The organism is Acinetobacter sp. MYb10, assembly GCF_002980175.2.
GTDB lineage: Bacteria > Pseudomonadota > Gammaproteobacteria > Pseudomonadales > Moraxellaceae > Acinetobacter > Acinetobacter guillouiae.
This window is the reverse complement of record NZ_CP058272.1, coordinates 3,601,063-3,618,450: the sequence shown is the minus strand read 5'-3', so window position 1 is coordinate 3,618,450 and position 17,388 is coordinate 3,601,063. Positions and strand designations below refer to the sequence as shown.

General features: G+C 37.9%; 17 protein-coding genes. 4 read left to right on the top strand and 13 right to left on the bottom strand.

Annotated elements, in window-relative coordinates; translation table 11 throughout:
- Nucleotides 1-75: 75 nt before the first annotated feature.
- The gene (locus CQZ96_RS16950) at nt 76-537 is read right to left on the bottom strand and encodes a GNAT family N-acetyltransferase (protein WP_004817773.1); all 462 of its coding nucleotides are present in this window, start codon (nt 535-537) and stop codon (nt 76-78) included.
- A gap of 148 nt (nt 538-685) precedes the next feature.
- A complete protein-coding gene (locus CQZ96_RS16945) occupies nt 686-1,696 on the bottom strand; it encodes an AraC family transcriptional regulator (protein WP_004724010.1) in 1,011 nt (336 codons plus the stop codon).
- Between the two features lie 211 nt (nt 1,697-1,907).
- On the opposite strand from CQZ96_RS16945, the gene CQZ96_RS16940 reads away from it, so the two are divergent.
- The 3 genes from CQZ96_RS16940 (at nt 1,908) to CQZ96_RS16930 (ending at nt 7,198) form a co-directional block, all read left to right on the top strand.
- Entirely contained in the window at nt 1,908-3,026 is a 1,119-nt protein-coding gene (locus tag CQZ96_RS16940; RefSeq protein ID WP_105714477.1) for a CaiB/BaiF CoA transferase family protein, read from the top strand.
- 378 nt (nt 3,027-3,404) lie between these two features.
- A complete protein-coding gene (locus CQZ96_RS16935) occupies nt 3,405-4,658 on the top strand; it encodes a carbohydrate porin (protein WP_004724012.1) in 1,254 nt (417 codons plus the stop codon).
- 152 nt (nt 4,659-4,810) lie between these two features.
- Entirely contained in the window at nt 4,811-7,198 is a 2,388-nt protein-coding gene (locus CQZ96_RS16930) for a glucose/quinate/shikimate family membrane-bound PQQ-dependent dehydrogenase (protein ID WP_105714437.1), read from the top strand.
- Between the two features lie 162 nt (nt 7,199-7,360).
- Here the strand turns inward: CQZ96_RS16930 and CQZ96_RS16925 are convergent, their stop codons facing one another.
- The 11 genes from CQZ96_RS16925 to CQZ96_RS16875 all read right to left on the bottom strand — a co-directional run bounded on the left by CQZ96_RS16925 (nt 7,361) and on the right by CQZ96_RS16875 (nt 16,647).
- Nucleotides 7,361-7,765 carry an NUDIX hydrolase gene (locus CQZ96_RS16925; RefSeq protein ID WP_004724014.1) on the bottom strand — a complete coding sequence of 135 codons (405 nt, stop codon included), beginning with the start codon at nt 7,763-7,765 and terminating at the stop codon, nt 7,361-7,363.
- 22 nt (nt 7,766-7,787) lie between these two features.
- Nucleotides 7,788-8,957, bottom strand: a complete 1,170-nt coding sequence (locus CQZ96_RS16920; protein ID WP_004724015.1) for a low temperature requirement protein A — start codon at nt 8,955-8,957, stop codon at nt 7,788-7,790.
- Nucleotides 8,958-9,134: 177 nt separating this feature from the next.
- Nucleotides 9,135-9,599 carry a YybH family protein gene (locus CQZ96_RS16915; protein WP_004724016.1) on the bottom strand — a complete coding sequence of 155 codons (465 nt, stop codon included), beginning with the start codon at nt 9,597-9,599 and terminating at the stop codon, nt 9,135-9,137.
- Between the two features lie 723 nt (nt 9,600-10,322).
- A complete protein-coding gene (locus CQZ96_RS16910) occupies nt 10,323-10,664 on the bottom strand; it encodes a YegP family protein (RefSeq protein ID WP_004724017.1) in 342 nt (113 codons plus the stop codon).
- 256 nt (nt 10,665-10,920) lie between these two features.
- The gene (locus tag CQZ96_RS16905) at nt 10,921-11,379 is read right to left on the bottom strand and encodes a hypothetical protein (RefSeq protein ID WP_105714438.1); all 459 of its coding nucleotides are present in this window, start codon (nt 11,377-11,379) and stop codon (nt 10,921-10,923) included.
- Nucleotides 11,380-11,500: 121 nt separating this feature from the next.
- Nucleotides 11,501-12,145 (bottom strand): dethiobiotin synthase, encoded by a 645-nt coding sequence (gene bioD / locus CQZ96_RS16900; protein WP_004724021.1) that lies wholly within the window; start codon nt 12,143-12,145, stop codon nt 11,501-11,503.
- Nucleotides 12,142-12,918: a malonyl-ACP O-methyltransferase BioC gene (bioC, locus tag CQZ96_RS16895; protein WP_105714439.1), complete on the bottom strand. Its 777-nt coding sequence runs from the start codon at nt 12,916-12,918 to the stop codon at nt 12,142-12,144. The genes bioD and bioC overlap by 4 nt, the downstream gene beginning before the upstream one ends.
- Nucleotides 12,919-12,925: 7 nt before the next feature.
- A complete protein-coding gene (locus tag CQZ96_RS16890) occupies nt 12,926-14,095 on the bottom strand; it encodes an 8-amino-7-oxononanoate synthase (protein ID WP_105714440.1) in 1,170 nt (389 codons plus the stop codon).
- Nucleotides 14,092-15,426, bottom strand: a complete 1,335-nt coding sequence (gene bioA / locus CQZ96_RS16885; RefSeq protein ID WP_105714441.1) for an adenosylmethionine--8-amino-7-oxononanoate transaminase — start codon at nt 15,424-15,426, stop codon at nt 14,092-14,094. The genes CQZ96_RS16890 and bioA overlap by 4 nt, the downstream gene beginning before the upstream one ends.
- Before the next feature lie 104 nt (nt 15,427-15,530).
- On the bottom strand, nt 15,531-16,250 hold the full coding sequence (locus tag CQZ96_RS16880; protein ID WP_105714442.1) for a YqiA/YcfP family alpha/beta fold hydrolase: 720 nt from the start codon (nt 16,248-16,250) through the stop codon (nt 15,531-15,533).
- 73 nt (nt 16,251-16,323) lie between these two features.
- A complete protein-coding gene (locus tag CQZ96_RS16875) occupies nt 16,324-16,647 on the bottom strand; it encodes a DUF6176 family protein (protein WP_105714443.1) in 324 nt (107 codons plus the stop codon).
- 134 nt (nt 16,648-16,781) lie between these two features.
- Between CQZ96_RS16875 and CQZ96_RS16870 the strand changes: the two genes are divergently transcribed.
- Nucleotides 16,782-17,354 carry a peroxiredoxin gene (locus tag CQZ96_RS16870; protein ID WP_105714444.1) on the top strand — a complete coding sequence of 191 codons (573 nt, stop codon included), beginning with the start codon at nt 16,782-16,784 and terminating at the stop codon, nt 17,352-17,354.
- Nucleotides 17,355-17,388: the final 34 nt, after the last annotated feature.

Genomic DNA, 17,388 nt, shown 5'->3' with positions numbered 1-17,388 from the left:
CAAACCTAAAATAAGCAGGTCCGATATTCTCTTTTTTCATAATCATCATAATCATAGCGAAGATTATTCAATGCGCTATTGAGTGGATAAATCTAAATGATAGAACTGATTGAAATCAGACTCTTGATATTCTGAAAAAGAAGCACCTTTGATAAAGCCAAATTTTTTATACAAGCAAATTGCGGGTTCAAAAGATGAGTGTGTTCCCGTTTCCAAACTCAATTTTTGGTATTCACGTTGTTGTGCAATCAATAAAAGATGTTTCAGCATTTCTGTTGCAGCACCTTTACGTAAATGTTTGGGATGTGTCCGCATAGACTTTAATTCAGCATGTGTAGATGACAACTCTTGAATTGCACCACAAGCTAAAAGTTCATTTTGTTCCCAAAGGGTAAAAAAGCTAATTTCGGGTTGTTGTAACGCAGTTAGATCTAATGCAAAACTATGCTCAATCGGTGAGTTTTCATGCATACCATGTAAATGAATTCTGAGTAAATCTTGTACTTGCACATCATCAAACTCAGCAAGTCTAATCATTTTTTAATACCCTATTCTTGAAAATTCTTTCACTTTATCGCTTATATCTTACAAGAAATTTTAGCTGAAATGATCAGGCATAAAAAAGCCCAAGTATCACTTGGGCTTAGGATCAGCAAAATTACTTTTGAATTCATCTTATGTCGAATTAATGATAACCATGTAATTGACGATAAAGCCCTGGGGTAACCCCTGTCCATTTTTTAAATGCGCGATGGAAGGTACTGGTTTCACTAAAGCCCACTTGTTGTGCTACATCTTCCAAGGTTAAATCAGGATTTAACAACAAATGAATTGCAGCATCTCGACGCAAGGCATCCTTAACACCTTGGTAACTCTTACCTTCTGCAGCCAAGCGACGGCGCAAGGTTTGTGGTGATAAATACAACATTGAAGCCACATCATTTAAGGTTGGCATTTCTTCACCAATTTGACTCTTTAAGACTTCACGAATACGCGAAGTTAAAGAATTGGTATTTTTGAATTTCACCAAAAGCTGAGCAGGCGCAGCTTTTAAAAACTCTTCTAAACTTGCTTCATCCTGACGAATCGGTAAATCCAAATAGTCTGCGGCAAAAGTAATTTCAGTACGTGGCATATCAAATTGCATCACAGGTGCAAAGAACAGCGCATCATACTCATCTGCATGATTTGGACGCGGGTAACCAAAATGTACCCGTTCTAAAGGAATACGACGTTCAATTAACCATGAAGCTAAACCATGCCAAATCATCAACATACTTTCAGTAATAAAATGATCAGGATCCATAGTTTTTGGAATCAATGGCACTAAACGCGCTTCATGTTTATCACGTTCGACCGCGACCGACCATTCATCACCAAATAATTTATAAAATTGTGATGATAACTCTAAAGCATCACCCAAAGTTTTAGCGTGGATAATCAATTGGCACATGATGGCAAAAGATCCCAAACGACGAGGTTGGATATCAAATCCAACATGTTCATCTTGGGTCACCATCCACAGCATTTTCACAAAACGTGTATATTGCTCTGGTGAAATACGTGCTTTAGGTTGGCGAAGTAATTCTGCTTCTATGCCAACATGTGAAAGTAAGGTGTCAACGTCCATTCCTAGACGCTTCACACCTGTTAAGGCGGCATTCACAAAATGGATACTGATCGTATCACGACTCATGGTAAATCCTTCACTCTCTTTGATGTTCACTAACAATTGACCTAAATGACGCTAAAAAATGTTTTATTGGCGATTTACAACAGTGCAGATCACCTTTTTACATCATAAATTGCCGAAATGATCAAGGTAAATGGCTGAACATGACATTGTTTTGTTAATTTTATATTTCTATTATGGGTGTAAAATCAAGACAGTATTGGTAAAAACAATTATGACAACAGCTTTAAAGGGATTGAAAGTACTCGATTTTTCCACTTTATTACCCGGTCCATTTGCAACTTTATACCTTGCAGACCTAGGTGCAGAAGTGATCCATATTGAATCGCCAACGCGTCCAGATCTGGTGCGCTTGTTCCCGCCTTATGCCAATGGACAAGCGACTTCACACAGTTATCTCAACCGAAATAAACAATCCGTCACTTTAGATTTAAAAGATCCTGCCAGCATTGAGCAAGTTAAACAGAAGATTTCTGAGTTTGATATTGTCGTTGAACAATTTCGTCCGGGAGTGATGCAACGTTTGGGTTTGGATTATCAAACTTTGGCTGAAATTAACCCACGTTTAATTTACTGTTCAATTACGGGTTATGGCCAAACTGGCTCATATAAAGATAAAGCTGGACATGATATTAACTATATTGCCCTGTCTGGTATCGCAGGACACTGTGGTCGCCAAGACAGTGGACCACCGCCGATGGGGATTCAAATCGCAGATGTAGCAGGTGGTTCCTTACATGCTGTCATCGGTATTCTTGCTGCTGTAGTTGAACGCCAAAATAGTGGTCTGGGACAATATATTGATATTTCCATGACCGATTGTGTGGTTGGACTCAATAATATGGCAGCCGCAGCCAGTTTGGCGGGTGGTCAACAGCAGCAACGTGAATCTGAACAACTTAATGGCGGCACCTTTTATGATTATTATGAAACGGCCGATGCTCGTTACTTATCTATTGGTAGCTTAGAGCCACAATTTATGGCTGGACTGGCAAGCGCGTTAGAATTGCCAATCCTTCTACAAAAAGGTGCTTCTTTCGATACTGAAGATCGTCAAATGGTCAAGCAAGCGATTCGAGATAAAATTAAAAGTAAAAATCTGGCTGAATGGAATCAACTGTTTGAACAACTGGACGTTTGCGTAGAACCCGTACTGAGTTTAGATGAAGCACTACAGTCCCAAATTTCTCAACAACGCAATTGGGTGGTCAATGTGCCATTGAAGCCTAATTCTGATCAAACTGAACCACAGTTAGCCTGTCCAATTAAGTTTTCAAGATCACAAATGCAATATCACTATATTGGCCAACAACTGGGTGAAGGGAAATGGTAATTGCCCATTTAATACAACACAATTCAAGTTAAATAAAATTACAATTCTGTCATTTTACTTACAATTTGTATAATTTGTAACCTCAGCATCCTGTGTAATCTTAATTCTAAATACGTTACACAGGTAAGCTGATCTTTTCAGATCAATTTTAATCTATGGTTTTTCAATTAATTTTTAAATAAAATTTAGTAGTTTAAAAACAATAGATTAAATTGACCAAAAACACCCAAAAACCCAATATTCATTTATTAAAAAATTATCACCATGAGATAAAATACTCACATTAATTACAATTAAAAGTCAAAAATAATAGATTTTTATACAAATATGAGAGTATTATAAATAATTAGTTACAAAGTGTTATCAAGGTCACCAAATATGAATAAATCTAAAGGTCACTTTTATTGGGCTATCAGCTTATTATCTTTATGTAGTTCTTTTCAAAGTGCTCATGCAGCTGAAGCATTTAATGCAGAAAGCCCATGGATGTTTGGTGATTGGAACGGAAAAAGAACCGAGCTCCAACAAAAAGGTTATGACTTCAGCTTCGGCTATACCGGCGAATTAGCCACCTTATTAGATTCAAAAAACCATTCAAGCCATGGTACTGAGTATGCAGATCAGTTTGCGATTGGTAGTCATGTAGACTTGGAAAAAGTGCTTGGATGGAAAGACACTGAAGCCCAAATCACCATCACTGAACGTAATGGTCGTTCATTGTCGCAAACTTCTGATGCCCTTGCAGGACAACTCAGCTCAACCCAAGAAGTTTGGGGTCGCGGTCAAACTTGGCGCTTAACTGATTTTTGGATCAAGAAAAAATTCTTTGAGCAAAAATTAGATATTAAAGTGGGTCGTTTTGGCGAAGGCGAGGATTTTAACAGCTTTGACTGTGATTTTCAAAACCTTGCACTTTGTGGCTCTCAAGTGGGTAACTGGGTAGGCGACCAATGGTATAACTGGCCTGTTAGCCAATGGGCTGCGCGAGTTAAATATAACATCCAACCTGACTTATATGCTCAAGTCGGTGCTTATGAATACAATCCTGAAAACTTAGAACGTGGCAAGGGGTTTAACTTAAGTACAGACGGTTCACATGGTGCAATTATTCCTGCGGAAGTGGTTTGGCAACCAAAACTCAGTGCTGCAAAATTGCCAGGCGAATATCGTTTGGGCTATTACTATAGTACTGTCGATGCACAACGCATTAAAAATCCAAATGAAACAGATCATAAACAAGGTGGATGGCTGGTTGCCAAGCAACAATTTACAGCACACCACGGTGATGCACGTCGTGGCTTAACTGGTTTCATTAATTTAACCATTCATGACTCAGACACAAACACTGTCGACAATATGCAAAATATTGGACTGGTCTATAAAGGTCCTTTCGATGCGCGCCCTCAAGATGATGTCGCAATCGGTTTTTCTCGTATCAGCATCAACAATGATGTGAACGATACTCAAATTCGTCAACAAGATGAAGAGTACAACACTGAAATTTACTACGGTGTACATGCAACAAATTGGCTGACGATCCGTCCAAATGTGCAATATATTCGTCATGTTGGGGCATATAAAGATGGCGAAAATGCATGGGTTGGCGGTATCAAATTCCAAACTGCATTCTAGTGTTATAGATCATAAATATTTCGATGCAATTTTAACTCTTCTCTCCCCTCGCATCGAAATATTTAAAATCTAAAAATTTAAACAATGTGCTTCATCAATCCTCAATGGAAAGGTAAAGCATAAAAAATTAATCAAATAGATAGGTGGTCAATATGCAAACTCCATCTTCAGGACTCAGAACCCTAACAGTTGTGATTGCAATTGTTTTCGGTGTAGTTCTATTAGGCGGCGGAGTATGGCTGGCAGCACTGGGTGGGTCTTGGTACTACATCATTGCCGGGATACTTTTCATTGCAACAGCAATCTTATTACGCAAATTAAATAGTTCTGCTTTATATGTCTATGCAGCATTAGTACTCGGCACAGTTGTCTGGGGACTCTGGGAAGTCGGTTCAGACTTCTTCGCGCTTGCACCGCGTTTAGATATTTTAGGTGTGTTTGGCTTATGGCTACTCATTCCAGCAGTAACACGTGGTTTCGATGCCAAAGGTGCTAAAATTGCACTTTCAGGTACATTGGCGATCACCATTGCGGTTATGGCTTATTCTATCTTTAATGATCCACAAGAAATTCGTGGGACTTTAACCAGTAAACAACCAACGCCAGCAGCGATTGATGGTATTGCAGATGCAGACTGGCCAGCTTATGGTCGGACTCAATCTGGTTTACGCTATTCTCCGTTGAATCAAATCAACTCAGAGAATGTTAAAGATCTTAAAGTTGCTTGGACCTACCGTACAGGTGAATTCAAAACTGAAAATGATTCAGGCGAAACAACCAATCAGGTCACACCGATTAAAATCGGGAATAACATGTACCTGTGTACAACCCATCAAAAATTGGTTTCTCTTGATCCTTCTACAGGTAAAGAGAAATGGGTATTTGATCCAAAACTCAAAGCGGATAATACCTTCCAACATTTAACTTGTCGTGGTGTTTCTTATTACGATGCAGACAATACCGTTGGTTTCGCTGCAAGTTTACAAGCAAAAAAACCCTCATCTACCGAATGTCCGCGTAAAGTTATTTTACCAGTCAATGATGGTCGTATCGTTGCGGTAAATGCTGAAACAGGTAAAGCATGTTCTGACTTTGGTCATAACGGTGAAGTTGATTTACAAAAGGATATGCCATTCCCTTATCCGGGTGGTTATATTCCAACATCACCACCTGTTGTCACAGGCACCACAATTATCATTGGTGGTTCAACGACAGATAACTATTCGACTCAAGAGCCTTCTGGTGTTATCCGTGGTTATGATGTAAATACTGGTGCATTACTTTGGGTATTTGATACAGGTGCTGAAAATCCGAATCAGATTCCGGGTCCTGGTCAGAAATATGTCCAAAACTCACCGAATGCATGGGCTCCGCTTGCATATGATGCAAAACTCGATATCGTTTATGTACCAACAGGTGTAGGTACGCCAGATATTTGGGGTGGTAACCGTACCAAGCTGCATGAACGCTATGCAAACTCAATGTTAGCAATCAATGCAACAACAGGTAAATTGATCTGGAACTTCCAAACAACTCACCATGATTTGTGGGATATGGATGTACCATCACAGCCAACCTTAGCTGATATCAAAGACAAAACTGGACAAACTGTTCCAGCAATCTATGTATTGACTAAAACAGGCAATGCCTTTGTTTTAGACCGCCGTAACGGTAAAGCAATTGTACCGATTAACGAACGTCCAGTACCACAAAGTGTAAAACGTGGTCCGCAAACTAAGGGTGAATTCTATTCTCCAACGCAACCGTTCTCAGACTTTAACTTAGCACCTCAAGAAAAATTAACGGATAAACAAATGTGGGGCGCAACCATGTTTGACCAGTTAATTTGTCGTGTGTCATTCCACAAGTTAAATTATGACGGTATTTATACTCCACCTTCAGAAAACGGAACTTTAGTTTTCCCTGGTAACTTGGGTGTATTTGAATGGGGTGGCTTATCACTTAACCCTGACCGTCAAATCGCAGTCATGAATCCAATTGGCCTACCTTTTGTCAGTCGATTGATTCCTGCTGATCCTAACCGTAAACAAACAGCCAAAGGTGCAGGTACAGAAGCGGGTGTTCAACCCATGTATGGCGTCCCTTACGGCGTTGAAATCAGTGCATTCCTTTCACCATTTGGCCTACCATGTAAACAACCTGCATGGGGTTATGTTGCTGGTGTAGATTTGAAAACACATGATGTTGCTTGGAAACGTCGTATTGGTACAATTCGTGACAGTATGCCAGGTATTCCATTGCCACCATTTAAAATGGGTGTGCCAATGTTAGGTGGTTCGATCTCAACAGCGGGTAATGTGATGTTCATTGGAGCAACACAAGATGATTACATCCGAGCAATCAATGTCAGCAATGGTGATGAGCTATGGAAAGGTCGCCTACCAGCAGGTGGGCAAGCAACACCGATGACCTATGAAAGCAATGGTAAACAATACGTTGTGATCATGGCGGGTGGTCATGGTTCATTTGGTACCAAAATGGGTGACTCTATCGTTGCTTATGCATTACCAGATAAATAATCTTAAATTGAGGTAAATAAAAAACAGGTCTTGATGGCCTGTTTTTTATTGCTTTATCTAAATCCATACACTTGTATAAAAGTGAATCTGCTTTTTGGATAAGATAGATATTCTATCCCCCGTTTGATCGCGATATCCATATCACCATGCGATAGCCAATCTTTAAAATGCCCTACTCTTTACCTGACCATCAAAATGAAAACAATCTTCAATACGAATTTTTTGCACAGTTGAAAGCTGGTCAAAGTCAAACCATCGATACTCAGAATGCTCATCGCTTAAATTGATTGACTGATCGTTCTGCAATGTACACCTAAACATAAATGCATGGGAATTTACTGCAGCATGATAATAAACCCCTGATAAATATTCGATCGAAACATCACAGCCTAATTCTTCTTGGCACTCACGAATCAGCGCATCATGCACTGTTTCTCCCTGATCCAGCCCGCCACCAGGTAAGCCCCATGCACAATCTGCATAGGTTGCTTTCAATAACAAGACTTGTCGATTTTCATTAAAAATCACAGCGTGCGAACTCAAACGATAAAAATCATGAAATCCCATTGCTCAAAACCCACTTAATTGATTATCTTGCCAAATAACATTTTGAAAAAATTAAACGTAGCGCATAAACAATTGCCATAGCAAAAACAGCATAACCCACTTGGGTAAAGATCATCGGAATACAGAGTACGATGGCGGCTGTAATTGGATAAAACCATTTCTTGATTCCTGAAAGATGGTGAATTTCCTGTAACAACCAAAGGCTCGCAGTATAGACAATCAAAGAGATAGCAACAAAATAACTGACGATGTCAGCCGAGATCTCAGCCTTATGCGTCACCACATCCACCGCAGCAGCTAAACCCGCACCAAGGGCTGCAATACTCACGAAAATAAAAAAGTGACCATAGCCCCATGAAAATGCACGTTTACGACTATTGAGTCGTTCAGCCACATCATGATCGAAATATGCCCACCACATGGTAAACATAATCAATAAGCCACCAATGGTCAAAAAGATTAATTCTTGGCTTAACAACTGATTATTTAATGCATCAGAAATTGCTGCGAAACTTCCAATGATCGATTCACCAAGGACAATGATGGTGAGTAAGGCATAACGCTCAGAAATATGATGTGGATGCCACGGTGTCATGTTATTTACTTCAGCAAAGATGGGCACACTCAGTTCAGCAATGACCAAAAGTAGAAACAAATAAATGGTAAAATTTATCGGTGTAAAATGAAAAAGTAACCAGCCAATCTGTACGATGATAATACCAGCCGCATATCTCAACGCTGTTTGTTTACGCTCAGGATCATTTTTGGCAACACGAAACCATTGTGTAACGAGGCCCAAACGCATGATGACATAACCAATAATGATCACATCAAAATCTTGTTGCTGAAATGCGCTAGGTATCCCTGCTGCAATCACAAGTGAACCAATAATCTGCACAAAGGTCATGATTCGATAAAATACATCATCATTGTCGTAGGCAGATGCAAACCAGCTAAAGTTCATCCATGCCCACCACAACGCAAAGAACACCATAAAATAAAGTGTTAAGCCATGTGATAAATGATTTTCGATAATGCTATGGTGTAATTGTTGCCCTGCTGTAGCAATGGCGACCACAAAAATTAAGTCAAATAACAATTCTAATGAGGTTGCAGCGCGATGTGGTTCGTGTGGATTTCGTGGTGCAAGTGGCTTTAACCACCCATATTTTACAAATAATGAATTTGGCATTATTTTCACATTATTGAGATTATTATCATGATTTTTCCAAAACTCTAGCTTTCATTCAAGTAAAAAACTGAGTTCTTTTGACAATTTTGTTAATGATCTAACATCTATCTCTTAAATTTAAAAATTCATAAATAAAAAGCCCAATCAAAGGGCTTAATAACAAACAAATCTAGCTTGCTAAACCACTAATTTCAATTTAGCAATGTCTTTGATCACGATCGCTTTACCAGTGCTCATATCAATCGGCATCGAAATATGTTGATGTACGACTAACCATTGATCACCTTTCTTTTTCAGACACAATGTTGTTCGACACCATGGCATCTGCAACTTATCTTTAAGCACAGAATTTTCCACTTTTGAATGGCAATGCAATACAGCCAAATCATTTGACGCATAGATCTTCATATTGCGACGTACAATTTGCACATTTTCACTAAAATATGGACTGAATTTCTCCCATTCTTTTTTGTACGCATCGATACCGTCTAATTGTATACTCACATCAAACATATTGATATCATCCGCACATTGATCTAATAGATGATCAATTTTATTACCAAGAACAGCAGCATCCCATAATTCAATTTGAGATATTATCTCGTCGGCAATTTTCACATTACCATCGATTGCTATTTTCATCATAAAACCTCATTATTCTTATTTGTGATGAATTTAACACTTAATAAGTATTATGTGAAGTGTTTTGTTTATTTTTTCATATCTAATCAATTTAAATCAAAATAATCACTGTTCATTAATCTGATTTAAGCAGTTTATAAAACCAACCGTATTATGCTTAGATATTAACCAAAACCTTTCACAAAAATAAATCACTCAATAATACAAATAGATATAAAAAATTCGCACTTCATCATAAAAAGCTTATTTCTAATTTAGTTAATAATTCTTCAATAATTTATTAACTAAATTTAATAATCTTTTTAATTAATGTTGAAGCTGTTATTAAATAATCATTCTCCTTTTATTTAATATTGAAGTTAGCCTAACATATTTAAACTTTAAAAAATCTTTAAAAAAATCATAAATGACTATGAGAAAAAATCATACTACCCCTCCAATATAAGAAGAAACTCAAAACTAAAAATATAAATAGATGATCTAAACTGATATCCAACTCAAGTTTATATATTACGCTTGGAATGATTATTCTATACAACTTAATAATATATATTTTTATGGTTTAATTTCTATGTTTTAAAACCCATTGCAACCATTCAAATATTAGAATTTTATTACCATAAATAGACACTTATTTTTTATCATTTGTTTTTTAGATTCAAAAAAAGCATGTCATTGCAATGACATGCTTTTACTGATTGATGTGGATCATTTATTGCGGATTTAGGTTGGTTCTGTTAAATCTTTTATTTTCTCTGAAGGGCCATTTTTCTTCACCGACTCAATTCCATTATCTCGAGCAGCATCGCCTGAATAGAATTGACTTGTTCCGATAATTTGATGATTTGCTGCTTTTAAGTTGAAATAAGGTTTACCATTTTTCGCTTCTAGGCGATCATAACGTGCATCATCTGGGCTATTTTTTTGCACAGATGCAATACCATTTTGTGCAGAAGCTTTTGCTTTATAGAGCTCACTGGTGAGAATAATTTCCCCATTTCCTGCTTTTAATACAAAGCGATATTGACCATCTTTAGCTTGACTAATTTCATACCATCCTGACATGGTTCACCTCTTCATTATTTTCGGTTTATTTTATTTCACAGCGCTTATTGGACATAAATTACGCTACTGATATGAAATATAAATGACTTTTCATGTTAAAAAAAGATTAATTTGTTATAACTTTATTGTTTATGTAACGATGCAGAGTTACATAGTTCAAATCAGAAGAATGCTTTTATTATTAAGTCACAATAAAATTTAAAGCCATTTAAAAAAAATGACTTTAAATTTAGATTCTGCATTTAGCCACTAACGATCAATGATCAAAAAAACCTGTGCTGGTATAACCTGGATAGACTGTTTTCATTAAACGCTCGATTTCCGAATCATTGCCACGTAAAAAATTTTCCAAACAATCCCGAAATACCGCAAAAGGAAGGTCATCGTTATCAAAACTGGACATCTCTTCAGATTTAAACAAACCAAAAAAATGCGATTTTTGTTGTTTTTGATAGAGTTCAGCATGTGCATTAAAGTTATATTGATTGCGACTATAAACCACAAATAGTCCGCCGAACTTACGCCCAGTTTGGATATGCTCAATTTGAAAAAAAGGAAAATCACCGTGGTGCTCCTCCATGTATCCCCAGACGACTTGTTGCATCCAATCAATCTGATCAAAACGACTTAAAATTTGCGTTGCTGCATTACTTTCAAAATCAAGAGAAGTTATTTCAAGCTCTTTAAATAACTCAATTCGAATTTTAAAACTCATCAGGATTACCTTTTATACACGTCGCTTATTTAAAGCATTCAGATTTTTGAAAAGCGACAAGAAAACAGCAGGCTCGGAACACTATGAATCAGCTGTTTCAGCACTCAATTCGATGAACAAACTAACAGATTACTGGAATATCAATCCATGCACTGTTCGGAAAATGTTTCACCAAATAATGCTTTAAAAATTCTGCGGTATCTTTTGAAATCAGTTCATCCTGAGATTCATCATTTAAATTATAAGCAAGTGCATAAAGCTCAAGCCCACGACTTTTTAAAGCCTCTAAACTTAAAATCGTATGATTAATACTGCCCAATCGGCCTGAGCTGACTAAAATCACAGGAAGCTTTTTCTGGGCCACATAATCAATTGAAAGTAAGCTGGTGGTTAGGGGTACCATCAATCCACCTGCACCCTCTAACAAAACAACATCATACGTTTCAGAAAGTCGTTGAGTAGCATCTGCAATTTTTTCAAAATCAATCTCACGCCCATCAATTTTGCTGGCTAAATGAGGCGATGCAGGATAGCTAAAGATTTCAGGCATGGTGAGCTTGGTTTCATCCTCTGGAAACCAGCCCATTCCCATAATCTCACGATGTTGTTCGATATCTTCTGAAATATCGGTATTACCCGTTTGGATTAATTTCTGCGTAATGGTTTTTTGACCCTGCTCATTCCATAATTTGGCTAAATATCCGGTGGTATAGGTTTTGCCAATTCCAGTATCTATTCCACTGATAAAGTAAACTGATCCAGTCATGACATTCTCCGCAAAATACAATAAATAGGATGATAAGTCAGTGAGTAGCGTATATTTCCTGACTGATCAGCCTGTGAAAACTGTTGATAGTGATGATAAAAATCGGCGAGACTCTGCTTTGTCCATCTAAAGCCAGATGCTGTCGCAGTCACTCCTGTGGCTTTTAAATGCTGCAAAATATATTTGGGATGAGAAAAATTGAGATGCTCAATTTGCTCTGAAATATGTAGAATTTCAAAACCATTTCGCTTTAATTGTTGTTGCAGATCGTCAAGGGATAGGTAATTCAGACCTTGCCCTGTTAAGCTTTTAATTTCCTGTAAATTATGCTGTCCAAAAGTTGAAAAACAAAAATACGCATTAGGATTTAAATGATGAAAGGCCTGTTGAAAAACACCATTTAAATCACTCATCCATTGTAAAACGGAACTTGAGCTAATTAAGTCTAAATGTTTTGGAAATTCAAGCTGTTCTATATCGCCAATCCGATATTCAATCGGTTTATCCGCAGGGAAATGCTGCTGAACTTCGGGGTATAGATCATTTAAAATCAAATGTTTAATTTGCAAATTTTGCAGTAAAAGCTCAGTTAAGTTTCCAGAACCACAACCGATTTCAAACACATTTTCATAGTGTGCTGGGCAATATTCACTTATTAAATTAAACAGTTGTTGTGCAATATTTTTTTGTACGACCGCATGTTCAGTATAGCTCTGCCCTGCCTGAGCAAAACGCAAGGCAACCTGTGATTTATCAATTTCTGGATGTTTCACATTCAACTCACAACAACGGAGTTAGCTGATCTAGATCAGCATGGGTGATTTGAGCAGTTAAACAGATACGTAACCGTGAGCTGTGTTGCGGCACAGTCGGGGGACGTACAGGCATAATATAAAATCCCACATCTTGTAATGCTTTGGCCTTTTCAACCGTTTTAATCGAGTCACCTACAATGACCGGAACAATATGCGATGTTGATGGGCACTCAAAACCTTTGCTTTGAACAGCCTGTTGTAGATACTGACTTGTAGACTGCAAATATTGACGGCGCTGATTTAAGCCTAAAACTTTCTGAAAAATAAAGTTTGTCCATGCCATACATATTGGCGGTTGTGCTGTACTGAAAATCAAAGAGCGCATAGCATTAATCAAATAATCTCGAATCACAGCATGACAAATTAAATAACCGCCAACTGAAGCTATTGCCTTTCCAAAAGTCCCCACGAGTAGATCAATATCATCAATCACCGCATATTGTTCAGCACAACCTAAGCCCTGCTCACCACGTACTCCAATTGCATGTGCCTCATCTACATAGAGCATGACTTTGCAAAACTGTTGCTTAATACTCACCAATGCAGCTAAGTCAGTTTCATCACCATCCATACTAAAAATCGACTCAGTCACGACAATAATGCGCTCGAAAGCCTCATCCGCATGATATTTTTGTAAAAGCTGAGTCAAATGATTTAAATCATTATGACGATAACGCACATATTTGGCAGAAGATAAACGAATCCCATCAATCATACTGGCATGAATCAATTTATCTGCCAGAATCAGCGTTTTACTGTCTGCAAGTGCAGGTAAAATACCAATATTCATATGATAGCCGCTGTTAAATAACAATGCCGCCCGACCATGAAAAGCCTGAGTTAAACTATTTTCAAGCAGTTCATATTCTGGAAAATGTCCAGTCAACAAACGTGAAGACGAAGAACTCATTCGTCGTTGATCATTTGGTGTTTCATCAAAAAACTGTTCACGTAATGTGAGATCAGATGCCAATCCTAGATAATCATTTGAAGCCAAATTGAGCATTTGATGCTGATCAAGGCGAATATAACGACCTTGCTGAACATTCGAACGAAATTGGCGTAAATTGCCTTGCTGTTTAAGCACATCAAGCTGCTGTGAAAAATGCTCAAGGTGCGTATTGATCAAGCTCATGTGCTTTGCTCCATACCTTTGACCACCTCGACCAATTGTTCCAGCAAAGTTTTTAATTCTTGTGCTGTGATGACATATGGAGGCATGACATAGACCAATTTACCAAATGGTCGTATCCAGATACCACGACGTACAAATTCCTGTTGTAAGGTTTTCATATCGACATTCATAGTCAATTCAACCACACCAATCGCACCAAGAACTCGCACATCATCAACATGATTAAGGGACTGTAAGGGCTGTAAGGCATCTCTAAGCTGAGCTTCAATTCGTTGAATATTGCTCTGCCAATCTTGAGAAATTAATAATTGTGTACTTTTGACAGCAACTGCACATGCCAAGGGATTTGCCATAAAGGTTGGGCCGTGCATAAACACACCCGCTTCGCCCTGACTTATCGTTTCAGCAATATGCTTGGTGGTTAATGTCGCAGAAAGCGTCATATAGCCACCCGTTAAACCTTTACCGATACACATAATGTCAGGTTCAACTTGTGCATGCTCCCATGCAAATAGTTTTCCTGTACGCCCAAAACCCGTAGCGATTTCATCAAAAATCAGCAAAACATTGTATTTTTCGCAAAGCAATTTGGCTTGACGCAAATATTCAGGATGGTAAAAACGCATCCCTCCCGCACCTTGTACAATTGGCTCAAGAATTAAACCTGCAATCGTTGCATGCTGTTCAGCCAAAGTTTTCTCAAGTTCAGCAATGTCACTTTGATCCCATTGCTCATAAAATCCGACTTGAGGGGCTGGAACAAATAAGCGATTGGGCAAACTTGAACCAAAAATTTGATGCATGCCCGTTACAGGGTCACAAACAGACATCGCATTCCAAGTATCGCCATGATAGCCAGATCGTGGGGTAACAAAATTAGTTTTCTCTGTATAGCCCTGTGAAGACCAAAACTGTACAGCCATCTTCAATGCCACTTCTACAGCGACAGAACCAGAATCGGCAAAGAACACCTTATCTAAATTAGGTGGGCTAAGTTGAACCAGTAATTTTCCAAGCTGGATCGCTGGATCATGGGTAAATCCACCAAACATGATATGTGACATATCCTTTAACTGATCTGTCACCGCTTGATTCAACTCAGGATGATTATAACCATGAATCGCACACCACCACGAAGACATCCCATCTATCAATTGGCGCCCATCTTCAAGTTCAATGGTTGCACCATAGGCTTTTTTAACCTTAAAGGTCGGTAAGGGATTGGTCATAGAAGTATATGGATGCCAAATATGTTGCCGATCAAAGTCCAGATCATCTAACTTTGATTGTTCAAGATCGACATCATCAAACCCATTATTTAAATCGGTCATCCGTTTACTCCATGTGCATTACAATTACAGCAAAAAACAGTTTAGCGATGTTAAACCTGCGCGCAATAAAAATAAATTGCGAGATTCACCACTGATCCATAGATTTATTCTATTTTTTGTAAATATTGGCAGATTTTGTCACTTAGACTTAAAAAATCAAAAACTGGAACGCCATGTGAACCATTTACCAGCTCGACATCTAAAAACTTTGCTGTGAATTTTTTGAAATTCTCATAGACTTTGTGACTAACTAAGAAATCCTGTTGAGCAAATATATGATACTGTTTGCCAGCATAGTTATTTAAGATCGTGACATTATTTAATTGCTCAAGACACGCCAATCCCTGTTTTAATAACGCTAAATTTTGTGGCTGAATCAAACTTTGCAAATGTACAAAATCTTCTCGCGTGGTTGCGGTGCCCTGACAAACCATAAAACCAAATTTCTTTAATGTCGCAATCGCATCATGTTCAAAGGACTGTTTAAAGTTATGAAAGGTTGTTTGGCTCATTGCCGTTTGCCATTCAGCATTTGCGACAAAACAAGGATTTGAAGCCAGTGTAATCAAGACTTTTTGCTGTTGATATTGCTGTTCAATTTGCTCGACTAACAAAGTCGCCAATTGTCCACCTAAAGACCAACCACAAATCACATCAAAATCTTTGGCTATTTCTACACGCTGTTGTAAGACACTTTGATCCAATGCATTAAAGATATTGATTAATACAACTTCATGGCCTTGCTGTTGTAAAGCCTGTTGTAAAGCATGAAGTAGTTTGGTTCCACCGCCCCAACCTGTGATCAGCAAAATACGTCGATTCAATTTAAATCACTATAAAACAGTAACGATGTTTTATTAGAGCATGCTTAAAATTGAAGGACAATCGGACTTACAACTATTTCTGATCTTGTAAATCGACCAATAAGCTGGCTGGAATCACTTTTTGCCAAGTGCGTTTAAATTCCTGATGTACTTGATCGATTGCAAACTGACTTTTTCTCGAAATTTCATGTGCTTTTGCAATATCATCTGCACGTGTATAAGCAATCAAATAATCTAGTCCATCCAGTTCCACATGGAACCATGATTCAACATGCACACCTTCAGCCTGAAGTGTTTCAATTGCCTCATGCTTACGCCTATTCAATTGATTTTGCCATGCAACAACATCGTCCATCACCGCTACTTTCAGTTGAATCAATACTGCACCGACATCCATAACGTTAGGTTCTATTTATTTTAAATGGTCTTTCATCATAAATGGCATGTGAACAATTGCAAACATTTTACATACCGCCAAAACCTTAAAATTTGCTAAGATCAAATCAGAATCAATTTAGGAAAGTGTTTGTCATGAAACTATCACGACTGTTCAGTATTAGCTTACTTTCCGTTTCAGCTTTATGCATATTGAACACGGCCAGCCATGCGGAAAGCTCTATTCTCTCCAAACTTGATTCCAACCAAAAGCAATGGGTAGGTAAGCCTGCACCAAGTTTTAAACTACAAGATCAAAATTCAAAATGGCATGAACTGAGTCAATATAAAGGTAAATGGGTTGTATTATATTTTTACCCAAAAGATGATTCACCAGGCTGTACACAAGAGGCCAATCAATTTAAATCACTCTACCCACAATTTATAAAAAATAATGCGGTGGTGCTCGGTGTAAGTTTGGATGATGTGAAATCTCATCAAAAGTTCTCCGAAAAGCTGGGACTAAATTTTCCAATTCTTGCCGATAGCAATCATCAACTCGCAGACCAATTTGGAATCATCCGAAACTTGGGCATTGCCAAAATAGCAAAACGAGAAACTTTTTTGATTGATCCACAAGGAACAATTGTCTATCACTATAGCAGTGTAAATACCCAAACACATGCCGATCAAGTTTTAGCGGATATTCAGAAGTTTTCAAAGAAATAACGACTGAAGTATTAAAAAAAGCCTTTAGATGAAT